15 protein-coding genes, 1 tRNA gene and 1 other RNA gene are annotated in these 13,036 nt (G+C 68.0%); 14 read left to right on the top strand and 3 right to left on the bottom strand.

Annotation, left to right across the window (positions count from 1 at the left end; translation table 11 throughout):
- Positions 1 to 15: 15 nt before the first annotated feature.
- The 10 genes from OYT95_RS04440 (at position 16) to OYT95_RS04395 (ending at position 6,939) form a co-directional block, all read left to right on the top strand.
- A complete protein-coding gene (locus OYT95_RS04440; protein WP_037245287.1) occupies positions 16 to 858 on the top strand; it encodes a DMT family transporter in 843 nt (280 codons plus the stop codon).
- Positions 859 to 953: 95 nt separating this feature from the next.
- Positions 954 to 1,325: a transfer-messenger RNA gene (ssrA, locus tag OYT95_RS04435) on the top strand.
- An 87-nt stretch (positions 1,326 to 1,412) separates the two neighbouring features.
- Positions 1,413 to 1,787 carry a fluoride efflux transporter FluC gene (locus tag OYT95_RS04430; RefSeq protein WP_112299335.1) on the top strand — a complete coding sequence of 125 codons (375 nt, stop codon included), beginning with the start codon at positions 1,413 to 1,415 and terminating at the stop codon, positions 1,785 to 1,787.
- Positions 1,784 to 2,128 (top strand): fluoride efflux transporter CrcB, encoded by a 345-nt coding sequence (crcB, locus tag OYT95_RS04425; RefSeq protein WP_112299336.1) that lies wholly within the window; start codon positions 1,784 to 1,786, stop codon positions 2,126 to 2,128. The genes OYT95_RS04430 and crcB overlap by 4 nt, the downstream gene beginning before the upstream one ends.
- Before the next feature lie 74 nt (positions 2,129 to 2,202).
- Positions 2,203 to 3,834, top strand: coding sequence for a phosphoglucomutase (alpha-D-glucose-1,6-bisphosphate-dependent) (pgm, locus tag OYT95_RS04420; RefSeq protein WP_037245296.1), 1,632 nt, complete (start codon positions 2,203 to 2,205; stop codon positions 3,832 to 3,834).
- A gap of 59 nt (positions 3,835 to 3,893) precedes the next feature.
- Positions 3,894 to 5,120 carry an MFS transporter gene (locus OYT95_RS04415; protein ID WP_268790867.1) on the top strand — a complete coding sequence of 409 codons (1,227 nt, stop codon included), beginning with the start codon at positions 3,894 to 3,896 and terminating at the stop codon, positions 5,118 to 5,120.
- Between the two features lie 26 nt (positions 5,121 to 5,146).
- Positions 5,147 to 5,635 (top strand): MauE/DoxX family redox-associated membrane protein, encoded by a 489-nt coding sequence (locus OYT95_RS04410; RefSeq protein WP_037245303.1) that lies wholly within the window; start codon positions 5,147 to 5,149, stop codon positions 5,633 to 5,635.
- 41 nt (positions 5,636 to 5,676) lie between these two features.
- A complete protein-coding gene (locus OYT95_RS04405) occupies positions 5,677 to 6,408 on the top strand; it encodes a DsbA family protein (protein WP_037245306.1) in 732 nt (243 codons plus the stop codon).
- 162 nt (positions 6,409 to 6,570) lie between these two features.
- Positions 6,571 to 6,643 (top strand) — tRNA-Ala (locus tag OYT95_RS04400).
- 86 nt (positions 6,644 to 6,729) lie between these two features.
- Positions 6,730 to 6,939, top strand: coding sequence for a hypothetical protein (locus OYT95_RS04395; RefSeq protein ID WP_011598322.1), 210 nt, complete (start codon positions 6,730 to 6,732; stop codon positions 6,937 to 6,939).
- Between the two features lie 278 nt (positions 6,940 to 7,217).
- Here OYT95_RS04395 and OYT95_RS04390 read toward each other — a convergent pair whose 3' ends face one another.
- On the bottom strand, positions 7,218 to 7,619 hold the full coding sequence (locus OYT95_RS04390) for a PAS domain S-box protein (protein ID WP_037245308.1): 402 nt from the start codon (positions 7,617 to 7,619) through the stop codon (positions 7,218 to 7,220).
- A 127-nt stretch (positions 7,620 to 7,746) separates the two neighbouring features.
- Here OYT95_RS04390 and OYT95_RS04385 point away from each other — a divergent pair, with 127 nt between their 5' ends.
- Positions 7,747 to 8,232 (top strand): acyltransferase, encoded by a 486-nt coding sequence (locus tag OYT95_RS04385; RefSeq protein WP_037245311.1) that lies wholly within the window; start codon positions 7,747 to 7,749, stop codon positions 8,230 to 8,232.
- On the opposite strand, the gene OYT95_RS04380 is transcribed toward OYT95_RS04385, so the two are convergent.
- Positions 8,172 to 8,696, bottom strand: a complete 525-nt coding sequence (locus OYT95_RS04380) for a MarR family winged helix-turn-helix transcriptional regulator (RefSeq protein ID WP_268790866.1) — start codon at positions 8,694 to 8,696, stop codon at positions 8,172 to 8,174. The two genes, OYT95_RS04385 and OYT95_RS04380, sit on opposite strands and share 61 nt — an antisense overlap.
- 64 nt (positions 8,697 to 8,760) lie before the next feature.
- On the opposite strand from OYT95_RS04380, the gene OYT95_RS04375 reads away from it, so the two are divergent.
- The 3 genes from OYT95_RS04375 (at position 8,761) to bluB (ending at position 11,366) form a co-directional block, all read left to right on the top strand.
- A complete protein-coding gene (locus OYT95_RS04375; protein ID WP_268790865.1) occupies positions 8,761 to 9,603 on the top strand; it encodes an alpha/beta fold hydrolase in 843 nt (280 codons plus the stop codon).
- Positions 9,604 to 9,672: 69 nt separating this feature from the next.
- A complete protein-coding gene (locus OYT95_RS04370) occupies positions 9,673 to 10,710 on the top strand; it encodes a CobW family GTP-binding protein (RefSeq protein ID WP_268790864.1) in 1,038 nt (345 codons plus the stop codon).
- On the top strand, positions 10,707 to 11,366 hold the full coding sequence (gene bluB / locus OYT95_RS04365) for a 5,6-dimethylbenzimidazole synthase (protein ID WP_052033814.1): 660 nt from the start codon (positions 10,707 to 10,709) through the stop codon (positions 11,364 to 11,366). The genes OYT95_RS04370 and bluB overlap by 4 nt, the downstream gene beginning before the upstream one ends.
- On the opposite strand, the gene OYT95_RS04360 is transcribed toward bluB, so the two are convergent.
- Entirely contained in the window at positions 11,363 to 12,787 is a 1,425-nt protein-coding gene (locus OYT95_RS04360) for a DEAD/DEAH box helicase (protein WP_174484750.1), read from the bottom strand. The two genes, bluB and OYT95_RS04360, sit on opposite strands and share 4 nt — an antisense overlap.
- Positions 12,788 to 13,036 lie beyond the last annotated feature (249 nt).

Genomic DNA, 13,036 nt, shown 5'->3' with positions numbered 1-13,036 from the left:
ATCCTGCTCGCGCTCGTGGCCGCGATCGGTTACGGCGTGAGCGATTTCATCGGGGGAGTCGCGTCCCGCCGGGTGGCGGCGCTTCGCGTCGTCATCGTGTCGTACCCGCTGTCGCTGCTGATCGTGCTCGCGATCGCCCCGTTCGCCGGGGGCACCCTCACCTCGTCCTCCCTCGTCTGGGGCGCCCTCGCGGGAGCGGCCGGTGGCGTGGCTGTCTGGTGGTTCTACCTCGCGCTGGCGTCGGGACCGATGTCGGTGGTGTCGCCGCTGACGGCCGTGCTGGTCGCGGGCATTCCGGTGCTGATCGGGCTCGCATTCGGTGAGCGGCCCGGGCCCGTCGCGTACGTCGGGATCGCCGTGGCCCTCGTCGCCGTCGTCCTCGTCAGCCGGGAATCTCCCGACGAGACCGCGGGGGAGGTGGCCGGGGGCAGGGTGCTGCGCTTCACCCGGACCGTGGCGCTGCTGACCGTCGGTTCCGGCATCGCGTTCGCGCTCTCGTTCGTGTCGTTGCACCAGATCGGTGACGACGGCGGGATGTGGGCGCTCGCCGTGTCGCGTGCCGCGGCGACCGCGGTGGTGTGGCTGGTCGCGTTGTCCGCCGGCCACTTCGTGCTGCCCCACGGTGAACCCCTCAAGCTCGCCGTGTACGTGAGTTTCCTCGACGTCCTGGCCAACGCGGCCATGATGTACGCGTTCCAGGGCGGGCTGCTGTCGCTCGTCAGCGTGATCGGGTCGCTGTACCCCGCGGCCACCGTGTTGCTGGCGATGGTGATGCTCGGCGAACGGGTGAGCAGAATGCAGCAGGCGGGCATGCTCCTCGCCCTCGCGGCCGTCGGAATGATCGCCGTGGCCAGCTGAAATACGGCTGCCGACACTCGGGACGAAAACCGGGATGAAACCGGACCGGGTTCGCGTTACACTAGGTGGCCCCGCGAGACTCGTGGGGCACGTACGGGGCTGAACGGTTTCGACTGCGTACGTTGAGGTAGGGGAAGCGTGTCGGTGCAGGCAAGAGACCACCGTAAGCGTCGCTGCAAACATATAAGCGCCGATTCCAATCAGCGCGACTACGCACTCGCTGCCTAAGTAGCGACTGCGTGTCTGTCAGTCCGGGTTCGCCCTCGGTCCGGGTACTGGCATCAGCTAGAGGGCTTTACCGTTCGACTCGGTCGCGGAGTCGAATGGGACAACCAACAGCGACTGGGATCGTCATCCTGGCTTGTTTGCGAGACTGGGAGATCCAAGTAGAGACATAGCAAACTGCACACGGAGAAGCCCTAGCTTTGCTGCGGAGGACCCGGGTTCAATTCCCGGCAGCTCCACCAAGGTCCGGGCCGGACACCACCAGGTGTCCGGCCCGGATTTTTTGTGCCCGGCGGAGTTCGAACGCCGCGGCCCGCCGCCGTGACACGATGTGTGCCGTGTCCCTGACGAAACCCGTGGCCGTGGTCGCGCTGGGTGGCGCGCTCGGTGCGTCCGCGAGATTCCTGTTGTCCGAGCTGTGGCCGGGCATCTGGACGGTCCTTCTGATCAACGTGGTCGGGTCACTGCTGCTCGGCTACCTCGCCGAGACGGTCGGGCCGGACCGGTTGTGGCGACTGTTCCTGGGAGTCGGCGTCCTCGGCGGTTTCACCACGTTCTCGACGTTCGCTGTGGACGCGGTGCGGGAGGACGCCGTCACCGCGACGCTCTACGTGGTGGCCACCCTGATTCCTGCCCTGCTCGCGGCGCGGCTCGGGATGCTCGCCGGTCACCGGCACCGGCTGGCGCGGAAGGCGGCGGCATGACCGTTCTCCTCGTCGCGCTGGGCGGCGCGCTCGGTGCGACGGCGCGATACCTCACCGGCCGGTACGTCGACTCGTACCGCAGCTTTCCGGTGGCCACCTTCCTCGTGAACGTCGCCGGGTGCCTGATCCTCGGACTGCTGTCGGGGGCGTCGATGTCCGAGCAGACGTTCGCGTTACTGGGCACGGGCTTCTGCGGCGGCCTGACCACGTACTCGACGTTCGCGGTGGAATCGGTGGGACTGCTGCGGATCCGCCTGGTGCTCACGTCCGTCGTCTACGTGGTCGCGAGTGTGGCGGCCGGACTGGCCGCCGCCTGGCTGGGATTCCGATTGACGTCTTGAGGGCAGACTCCGGTGCGAGGGTGCAGGATGGGTGGGTAGTCGAGTTCGATCCCGATGAATTTCCAGGAGGTCTCGTGGCGCACGACAGAGCGGGTCAGGTGGCACTGCCGGAGGATCTCGTAGACATCGCGCACCTGGTGACGGCGTACTACAGCGGCGTGCCCGATCCCGAGAATCCCTTGCAGCAGGTGGTGTTCGGGACATCGGGGCACCGGGGGTCGAGCCTCGACAACGCCTTCAACGAGGCACACATCCTGGCCACCACCCAGGCCATCGTCGAGTACCGGGCGTCCCAGGGCATCGACGGACCGCTGTTCGTCGGGCGCGACACCCATGCCCTGTCGGAGCCGGCGTGGACGTCGGCTCTGGAGGTGCTGGCCGCGAACGACGTGACGGTGCTGATCGATTCGCGGAACCGGTACACCCCGACTCCCGCGGTCAGTCACGCGATTCTCCGCTACAACCGCAGCGGCCCGGAGTCGCGGGCCGACGGCATCGTCGTGACGCCGTCGCACAACCCGCCGCGCGACGGCGGCTTCAAGTACAACCCGCCGCACGGTGGCCCCGCAGGCTCCGAGGCGACGACGATCATCGCCGACCGTGCGAACGAGTTACTCCGCCGGGACCTCTCGGGTGTGCGGAGAGTCTCCGCGGACCGGGCGATCCAGCGGGCCGAGCGGTACGACTTCCTCCGCTTCTACATCGACGACCTGCCCGGCGTGCTCGATCTCGACGCCATCCGGAGCGCCGGAGTCCGGATCGGCGCCGACCCGCTGGGCGGAGCGAGCGTCGACTACTGGGGTGCGATCGCCGACACCCATCGGCTCGATCTCGAGGTCGTCAATCCGCTCGTCGATGCCACATGGCGGTTCATGACCCTCGACACCGACGGCAAGATCCGCATGGACTGCTCGTCGCCCGACGCCATGGCCTCGCTGATCGGAGCCAAGGACCGGTTCGACATCTCCACCGGAAACGACGCCGACGCGGACCGGCACGGGATCGTCACTCCCGATGGGGGACTGATGAATCCCAATCACTACCTCGCGGTGGCCATCGACTACCTGTTCTCGCACCGCACGGGGTGGGGTTCGACGGTGAAGGTGGGTAAGACGCTCGTCAGTTCGTCGATGATCGACCGGGTGGTCGGGAGCCTCGGCCGTGAACTGCTGGAAGTGCCGGTCGGTTTCAAGTGGTTCGTCCCCGGACTTCTCGAGGGCTCGCTCGGATTCGGCGGCGAGGAGAGTGCGGGCGCATCGTTCCTGCGCCACGACGGCGGGGTGTGGACCACCGACAAGGACGGGATCATCCTGGCCCTGCTCGCCTCGGAGATGACGGCGGTGACGGGCAAGACACCGTCGGTCCGGTACCGGGAACTGGCAGAGCAGTTCGGCAGCCCCGCCTACGCGCGCATCGATGCCCCCGCCACCCGGGAGCAGAAGGCGGTACTGGCGAAACTGTCGCCCGAACAGGTGTCGGCAACCGAACTGGCGGGGGAGCCGATCACCGCGACGCTGACGAGTGCCCCCGGTAACGGGGCAGCCCTCGGCGGGCTGAAGGTCACCACCGAGTCGGCGTGGTTCGCGGCGCGGCCGTCGGGCACCGAGGACGTCTACAAGATCTACGCCGAATCCTTCAAAGGCCCGGACCATCTCGCGGAGGTACAGGCGGCGGCCAAGGAACTGGTGGCCGACGTCCTGAAGTAGGAACTCGGCCGGGGTAGGTGCTGCCGCGGAACCGGGGGCACCTACCATCGGATTCAACTATGAACACTCGCGCAGCCGGGCTGCCCGCCGGGCGCAGCCCGCGGCTCCCTTCGGAAATCTGGGTGCTGGTCTCGGCCAGCTTCGTCATCGCACTCGGATTCGGGATCGTCGCACCCGCCCTCCCGCAATTCGCCCGCAGCTTCGACGTGAGCGTGACGGCGGCCACCGTCGTGATCTCGTCCTTCGCGTTCATGCGCCTGGTCTTCGCCCCGGTCAGCGGCCGGCTCGTGCAGAAACTGGGGGAGCGGCCGGTCTACATCACCGGACTCCTGATCGTCGCCGCCTCGACCGCCGCCTGCGCGGTCGCGGGGGACTACTGGCAGTTGCTCGTCTTCCGCGCACTCGGTGGCATCGGCTCGACGATGTTCACGGTGTCGGCGATGGGCCTGGTGATCCGCATCGCACCCGTGGACAGCCGCGGTCGAGTGTCCGGGCTCTACGCGACGAGCTTCCTGATGGGATCGATCTCCGGACCCCTCGTCGGCGGGTTGCTCGTCGGATTCGGGCTCCGGGTTCCGTTCGTCATCTACGCGATCGCCCTCGTCATCGCGGCCGCGGTCGTCTTCGTCAGCCTGCGGGGTTCGCACCTGACGGCGCCCGACGCCACCGCCGCCGGAGCCGCCATGACGCTCCGGGAGGCCCTCGGGCAGCCCGTCTACCGCGCCGCGCTCGGCTCGAATTTCGCGTTCGGCGGGGTGATCTTCGGGGTGCGGGTGGCGATGGTGCCACTGTTCGTCGTCGAGGCACTGCACCGCGACGCCGCGCTCGCAGGCATCGCCCTCACCGTCTTCGCCGTCGGCAATGCGCTCGTCCTCATCGTGTCCGGGCGGTTGTCCGACGTCTACGGCCGGAAGCTGTTCGTCCTGATCGGACTGCTGGTGTGTGGCGCCAGCACCGTCGGGATGGGCCTCAGCGAGAACCTGCTGGTGTTCCTGGTGCTGTCCGGCATCGCAGGCATCGGTTCCGGAGTGATGAGTCCCGCGCAACAAGCCGCGGTCGCCGACGTCGTGGGCGCGAAGTCCCGCGGTGGTCCCGTGCTGGCCACCTTCCAGATGGTCGCCGATGTCGGCGGGGTCCTCGGCCCGGTCGGGGCGGGTCTGCTCGCCCAGCACCTGTCGTACGCGGTCGCATTCGGCGTGACCGGCGGGGTCATGCTCCTCGCCGTAGTGGGCTGGCTGCTCGTGCCGAACAAGCCGGCGCCCAAGGTGTCGGTCGAGGCGGTCTGACCGGCGTCTTCGGTACGCTCGTTCGGGTGTGGATCAAGGTCGTCTCCCTTCTCGCCCGGCTGTCTCTCGCCGCCGTCTGGCTGGTCTCCGGCGCACTCAAAGTCGCCGACCCCGCCCAGACGATCATCGCGGTCCGCGCGTATCAACTGCTCCCCGAGGACCTCGTCCGGCCCGTCGCCAACACGTTGCCGTTCTTCGAGATCGCCCTCGGTCTGCTCCTGCTGATCGGGCTCGCCGTCCGCGCCACGGCCGCGGTGTCCGTCGTGCTCCTGCTCGTGCTCATCGGCGTGATCGTCTCGGTGTGGGCCCGCGGGCTGTCCATCGACTGCGGATGCTTCGGCGGCGGCGGTGCGGCCGACGTGAACGGCTGGGACTACACCAAGGAAATCCTCCGGGATGTGGGCTTCCTCGCACTGGCGGTGTGGCTGATCGTGTTTCCCCGTACCCCGGTCGCACTGGGACTCGGCTCACGCACCACTTTCTCAGTGACCCCTCAGCAGGCGATGGCAGAGTAAGCATCCGGTAAATCGATCCGACGTCGAAGGACTGCATCCACGTGAGCTCGAAGAACAAGTACAACCCGCAGCCGGAATCCAGCCGGTCCACCTACATTCTCGGTGGGCTCGCCGTACTGGTCATCGCCGTACTGGTCATCGGCGGTGTGATCTGGCAGAGCAACCGCAGCAAGCCGCGCAACGACGGTTACGGCGGGGTCCAGAACTCCGAGGTCCAGGTGGCGCTGCAGGCTGACGGCGTCGTGCTTCTCGGCCGTCCCGATGCGGCCACCACGGTCGACCTGTTCGAAGATCCCATGTGCCCGTACTGCGCTGAGCTCGAGAACAAGAACGGCCAGGAACTCGCGCAGGCCATCGACGACGGCAAGGTAGCCGTCCGCTACCACGTCCTGAACTTCCTCGACCAGCTCTCGGCCAGCGGTGACTACTCCACCCGCGCCGTCGCGGCGTCCGAGTGCGTCGCAGAAACCGGTGACGCCGTGGCGTATTCGGCGTTCCACGCGGCGCTGTTCTCCCCGTCGAACCAGCCGAAGGAGAACGGCAGCTCCGATCACACCAACGAGGAGCTCGCGCAGATCGCCAGTGACGCCGGAGCGTCCGACGCGGCCGCCCAGTGCATCACCACCGGCGCGAAGGTCGAGCAGGCCCGGACACACGCCGAGGCGGGCCGTCAGGCCCTCGCCGCGAGCGGCGCTACCGGCACCCCTGCCGTGGTCGAGGACGGCACCGTGATCGATGCATTGTCCAACGAGAACTGGGTGTCGCAGCTGTAGGCGGCTCCGCCGCCCGTGCGCGGTTGACGAGTGTCTGGACTCCTTAACCACGCACGGGCGCGAAGCGCCTCTGACCAGGCGATTTGTTGGCCAGGTCGGCAATGGTGTAACTTTCTTCGAGCACGGAGGAAGTCATTCCGAGTGCGGAGAACAACCGAATACGGGGCTATGGCGCAGCTGGTAGCGCACCACACTGGCAGTGTGGGGGTCAGGGGTTCGAGTCCCCTTAGCTCCACTTTAGAGAGAAGCCTCTCATCCGCAGACAATGCGGGTGGGAGGCTTTCCTCGTTCATCCTTTTGTCCCGGTGGGACACTGGCGTCATGACATTCACTGTGACGCATCGATCATTCGACCAATTGGCGGAGTTCGCCGTCACCGACTTCGGCGACGACGACAGCTACAGCATCCACGAGTCCGGGGCGCTCGTCATCGTCCGTGCCGCCCGGGAGCTGATCTACGCCCCCGGGAGCTGGTTCCTGGTGGAGCGGGAGGACGGGCAGGAGGACGGTTCGCCCGGCAACTACATGTGACCGACCATCGCAGCGTCGGAACCCAGGGCGAACTCGCACATATGTTCGACTACCGGGTAGATTCGACGTGTGGCCGCCAGAACCGAAACCGCGCCGGGGCGCTGTCCGAACGGGCACACGCTGGCCGCCAATACGTGCCTGGTGGGGTGGGAGGTCTGCGGGTGCGCGACGTCGAACAACGGTGGGCACCGTACTCATTTCTGCCGGCGATGTGGCGCGACCGTCCGCACTCCGCCGTGCAGTGGCGCGGCGTCCGGCGATGGTCGGTGAGCGGGTGGTTATCGGATCGGTTGCCTCGCGGCCGTGGGGTTGCCCCAGATCGTGTCTGATTCGTCCTGGAGTACGAGGGCGACCAACCTTTCGGTGCCCGCGGTGAACGTGGATGCCGCGACGCGCACCCAGATCCAGTGGCCTTCCCGGTGGCGGATGCGCAGATGTGCTGTCGCGCTGGTGCTTTCCGGGCCCAGGACCCGGGCGAGCATGGTGCCCCACAGTTCGGCGTCGTCGGGGTGGAAGAGTTTCTCGTGTTCGAGGTCGGCGAATTCGTCGGTGTCGTAGCCGATCAGGGCCGCGCACGCGGGGTTGCTGAACACGAGGTTTCGTTCCCGGTCGTGAACGCTGATCGCATGGGGGATGGACTCCATCAGTGCAGCGAATCCGTCGCTATCCAGTTGTGTCACTGTCCCCCCTCGGGCATCTTCGATGGCGCCCACATCGTACGCCGCGCCTCGGATCTTCGGGCGATGTCGTAGTTAACGACGAGCAACTACCGGTGGCGAACCTGATCCGTGGGGATAGGGTGACGGGATGCGGTTCGTCACCATCGTCCAGGCCTCCGCGTTCGTCCCCGTGTGGCTGCGCGTCCTCCTGCTGATGGCGGCGGGCGCGAAAGTGTGGGGAGCCGGCATCTATTCCGGCTGCTATTTCGGCAGCAGGAACGTCACGATGGGGCTGGGGACGTTCGTCAACCGCGGAGTGCTGTTCGACGGCACCGCACCGATCACGCTGGGCAGGCAGGTCGCTGTCGGGCACCGTGCCCAGTTCATCACGAGCACTCACGAGATCGGTCCGAGTTCCGGCCGGGGCGGGCGAGTGGTCGACCGTCCGATCGTGGTCGGAGACGGGTGCTGGATCGGCGCAGGCGCGATCATCCTCCCCGGAGTGACGGTGGGGGACGGCTGTGTCGTCGGGGCGGGCACGGTGGTCACCCGCGACTGCGAGCCGAACGGGCTCTATGCGGGGTCGCCGGCGCGTCGCGTCCGCGACCTCGACTCCGCGCCGTCCGTGCGGTGAGCGCCGGCCTGGCGTTCGACGGCGACAGCACGGTTCACGCCGTCGAGAAACCGTGAAATGGTGGCTCTTTCGACGGCGTCGAAGTCGTCGAGGACGGCGGCCGCCCGGTCGATGAGCGGTCCGAAGAACGTCTGACCGAGGTCGACGGCCCGGGGGGTGACGGCGAGCAACGACCTGCGGCGGTCGTCGGCATCCCGGTCGCGCCGGATCAGGCCTGCTTTCTCCATCCGGTCGAGGAGGGCCGTCACGGAGGCGGAGTTGATGCCGAGCTGACTTCCGAGCCATCCGGGTGTGGCGGCGAGGCCCGCCCGGTGTGCGTCGAGGATGCAGATCAGGGCGCGGAGATCGGTGGTGTGCAGTCCGTGCAGTTGTGCGAATTCGGCACCGAGCAGGTTCAGCTCGACTGCCAGGGCACGCAGCCGGTGCACGGTCTGTGCGCCTTCGTCCGGGTCCACGCCCCGCAATCTACTGCGACTATTCCTTCGATTGTCTAGTATCTCGATTATCGAGATAATTCGAGGAGGGCTGATGACGACGGTCGACGACTTCGTCCGGGCCTACGACGCGCTGCTGGACCACTGGCCGGTGAACGTCACACCCGTCGACGTCCCGACACCGTTCGGGCCCACCCGGGTCAACGTGTGCGGACCGGAGTCGGGGGCGCCGCTTCTCCTGCTCCCCGGGGGCGGGGCGACGTCGACCGTGTGGATCGCGAACGTCGCGGCGCTCGCCCGCAGTCACCGGGTGTTCGCGGTCGACGTCATGGGCGACGTGGGGCGCAGCGTGAACGACGGTGCACCATTGCGCACGGTCGAGACCCTGTTCGAGTGGCTCGACGCGGTGCTCGACCACCTCGGGGTGAACGCGTCCGCAGTGGTCGGCCATTCGTACGGAGCCATGATCGCCCTCGCCTACGCGCTGCACGATCCCCGTCGCGTCGACAGCCTGGTGCTGCTCGACCCGACGTCCTGCTTTGCGCGCATGAGCTCGAAATACCTGCTCCGGGCGTTGCCGGTGCTGATCCGGCCGACGGAGACGCGGCAGCGGAGCCTGATCGACTGGGAGACCGCCGGCGCCGGAGTCGACCCGAGGTGGCTCGGCGTCGCCGCGCTCGGGACGGCGGCCTTCGGCCGCACCGCGCTCGTGGTGCCGCCACGCCCGAAGCCCGACGCGCTGGAGCGACTGACCGCACACACCGCTGTGGTGCTGGCCGGCAGCAGCCGGGCGCACGATCCGGGCAAGGTGGCGGCGAACGTCCGCCGGTTGCTCCCGGCGGCCACGGTCACGACGATTCCCGGAGCCACACACCATGCGCTGCCGATGGCACCCGCTGCCGACGTCACCGCGGCGATCCTCGCCGCGGTGGGCTGACTCCCACCCGTGTGCCGGACGCTAGGATGGGCGCCCGGTAGCTCATCGAGGTCCACGGAGGTCGCAGCGTTGGCGAAGAAGCGGATTCCCGTCGTCATCGTCGCCGGATTTCTCGGTTCGGGAAAGACCACTCTGCTCAATCACGTGCTGCGCAACAACCGCGGGGTCCGGGTCGGCGTCATCGTCAACGACTTCGGCGCCGTGAACATCGATTCGATGATGGTGGCCGGTCAGGTCGATTCCATGGTGTCGCTGAGCAATGGGTGCATGTGCTGCGCCGTGGACGTCAGCGACATGGACGAGATGCTCGACCGCCTCGCCCATCCCTCGTCGCAGATCGACGTGATCATCGTCGAGGCGAGCGGGCTTGCCGAGCCCCGCAACATGATTCGGCTCGTCCTCGGCAGCACCAACCCGCACGTCGTGTACGGCGGTCTCGTCGTGATGGTCGACGGCGAGCAGTTCGAGGACATGTCGGCGCAGCACCCGGACCTCGGCAAGCACGTCACACTCGCCGACCTCGTGATCTTGAACAAGACGGACCGCATCGACGACGCCCGACGCGCCGCCGTGCAGGCGATGGTCCGCGACTACAACGACCGGGCGCCCGTGCTGACCACCGCCCACGGCCGAATCGAGCCCACCCTGCTGTTCGACCGTGAACCCGGGCGTGAACCGGCGGCGGGGGAGCAACTCACCCTCGACCAGCTCCTGCTGGACCAGCACGACCACTGCGGAGACCACGATCATCTGCACGCGTCCTACGAGGCAGTCGATTTCGCCTCGGACGACCCGATCGATCCGCGGCGGCTCGTCGAGTTCCTCGAGAAGCGGCCGGTCGGGATCTACCGGATCAAGGGATTCGTGCACTTCGCGGTGCCCGGGCAGTCGCGGAAGTTCGAGGTGCAGACGGTCGGCCCGCACATCAGATTCACGTCGACGCGCTGGGAACCCGGTGAAGAGCGGGCGACCCAGTTGGTGCTCATCGGCGCGGACATCGAGGCCGGGCACGTGCGGACCCGGCTCGCGGACTGCGTCGTGGCGGAGGGAGAAGCGGCGGACCCCGGCGCGATGCTGGGTGTGCACCGCTATACCGTGACCGCGTGACCGAGTCTGCGTGTAGTCCTGAAACGAATCCCGAGCCCGCGCTGTCCGTGTACGACGCGATCCGTCGTCGCCGCGACGTGCGGGCCGAGTTCACCGGGGAGCCGATCGCGTCCGACGTGCTCGACCGCATCCTGGGCGCGGCGCACTGCGCCCCCAGCGTGGGCAACACGCAGCCGTGGGATTTCGTCGTCGTCCGCGACACCGGGACGCTGACCACATTCGCCGACCACGTGGCCGGCGCGCGGCGGCGTTTCGCGGAGTCGCTGCCCGAAGACCGGAAGAAGACGTTCGATCCCATCAAGATCGAAGGGATCTGCGAGAGCGGCATGGGTGTGGTCGTCACCTACGACCGGAGCCGCGGCGGCGAACACATCCTCGGCAGGCACACGGTCGACGACACCGGTCTGTTCTCCGCGGTGCTCGCGATCCAGAATCTGTGGCTCGCCGCGGCCGCCGAGAACGTCGGCGTCGGCTGGGTGTCGTTCTACGACGAGCCGTATCTCACCGAGTTGCTGGGAATCCCCGAGCCGGTGCGCCCCATCGCCTGGCTGTGCGTGGGGAAGGTCGCCGAGTTCCAGCAGGTGCCGGATCTCGAGCGGTTCGGGTGGCGGGGGCGCCGGCCACTGGCCGACGCCGTCCACCTCGAGAAGTTCTAGCCCTGACGGCGGCGTGCGCCACCGGCGGACGCCGTGCGGGTTCCGCCGCCCGTGGACGAAGCGGCCCGCGGGCGTCCGGCTCCACCCGAGCGGGAGCGACGTGCGCCGCCGCCCTGACCGTGTGCGCGACCGCCCTGACCGCCGCGTCCACCCTGGGCGCCGCCCGGTCGCTGATTGCGTCCGCCGCCGTTCGACGCCGGCGCCGCCGCCTTGGGGGCGGGCGCTACGTGCGGTGCGATGTCGCCGACCAGGTCGAGCACGTGCGCGGAATCCGCGGTGCTGCGGACGGGGGTCACCTTGATCGCGGCCTTGCGCATGAGGACGGCGAGGTCCTTGCGCTGCTCGGGCAGCACGACCGTCACGACGTCGCCGGCGCTGCCCGCGCGTGCGGTGCGACCGGAACGGTGCAGGTATGCCTTGTGCTCGGCGGGCGGATCGACGTGGACGACCAGCTGCACGTCGTCGACGTGGACGCCGCGCGCTGCGACGTCGGTGGCCACCAGCACGCGTGCCTCACCGGCGGAGAACGACGCCAGGTTGCGGTCACGGGCCGCCTGCGACAGGTTGCCGTGCAGGTCGACCGAGGGGATTCCCGCCTCGGTGAGCTGACGGGCCAGCTTGCGGGCCTGGTGCTTGGTGCGCATGAACAGGATCCGGCGTCCGGTTCCGGAGGCCAGCCGCTCGACCAGCTTGCGCTTGGCTTCGACGCCGTCCACGTCGAACACGTGGTGCGTCATGGCCGCGACGGGCGAGTTCGCCTCGTCGACCGAGTGCAGGACCTCGTTCTTCAGGAACCGCTTCACCAGCTTGTCGACGCCGTTGTCCAGGGTGGCGGAGAACAGCAGCCGCTGTCCCTGCTGGGGGGTCGCGGTGAGGATGCGGGTGACGACGGGCAGGAAGCCGAGGTCGGCCATGTGGTCGGCCTCGTCGAGCACGGTGATCTCGACGGCGTCGAGGCTCACGAACTTCTGCTTCATCAGGTCTTCGAGCCGTCCGGGGCACGCGACGACGATGTCGACGCCGGCCTTGAGGGCGCTCACCTGACGGTTCTGGGAGACACCACCGAAGATCGTGGTGACCCGCAGGTCGTAGGCGGCTGCGAGGGGCTCGAGGGTGGCGGTGATCTGCGTGGCGAGCTCACGGGTGGGGGCCAGGATCAGGCCGACCGGGCGACCCGGGCGGCGCTTTCCGCCCGACAGTTCGCCCGCGAGGCGGGACACCATCGGAATGGAGAAGGCGAGCGTCTTACCGCTGCCCGTCTTTCCCCGGCCGAGCACGTCGCGGCCCGACAGCGTGTCGGGGAGGGTGTCGACCTGGATGGGGAACGGGGAGGTGATCCCCTTGTCGGCGAGTGCTTTCACCAGGGGGTCACGGACACCGAGCGCGGCGAACGTCGTGTCGGGAGTATGTGTGTCAGACAAGTGGTCAGGCCTTTCGGGCACAGGGTTGTGCCCGGAGGGCCGATACGGAAGGTCTCCGTCGGAGCTCGAGCACAGGTTGGCGGCGTTGCCGGTCGGCAAGCTTCTTCGCCGTAAGAAGAGCGGATGCGGTGGTGCACATCCAACAGGATTCGGGTGACCGAACTGAATGCGTTCTACGACGCTGGGTGACCGTCGTGGTCACCTAGTGATGGCCACTGTACCCGGTGGCGGCCGAACGGTCCGACCGAG

Origin of the sequence: Rhodococcus sp. JS3073 (assembly GCF_026810085.1) — a bacterium.
Lineage (GTDB): Bacteria > Actinomycetota > Actinomycetes > Mycobacteriales > Mycobacteriaceae > Rhodococcus_F > Rhodococcus_F wratislaviensis.
This window is presented reverse-complemented; position numbering and strand designations above follow the sequence as displayed.

Coding starts and splice junctions, on each gene's coding strand:
- OYT95_RS04430 (WP_112299335.1), top strand. CDS start 1,413: ATGTGTGCCGTGTCCCTGACGAAACCCGTGGCCGTGGTCGCGCTGGGT.
- crcB (WP_112299336.1), top strand. CDS start 1,784: ATGACCGTTCTCCTCGTCGCGCTGGGCGGCGCGCTCGGTGCGACGGCG.
- OYT95_RS04415 (WP_268790867.1), top strand. CDS start 3,894: ATGAACACTCGCGCAGCCGGGCTGCCCGCCGGGCGCAGCCCGCGGCTC.
- OYT95_RS04395 (WP_011598322.1), top strand. CDS start 6,730: ATGACATTCACTGTGACGCATCGATCATTCGACCAATTGGCGGAGTTC.
- OYT95_RS04385 (WP_037245311.1), top strand. CDS start 7,747: ATGCGGTTCGTCACCATCGTCCAGGCCTCCGCGTTCGTCCCCGTGTGG.
- OYT95_RS04375 (WP_268790865.1), top strand. CDS start 8,761: ATGACGACGGTCGACGACTTCGTCCGGGCCTACGACGCGCTGCTGGAC.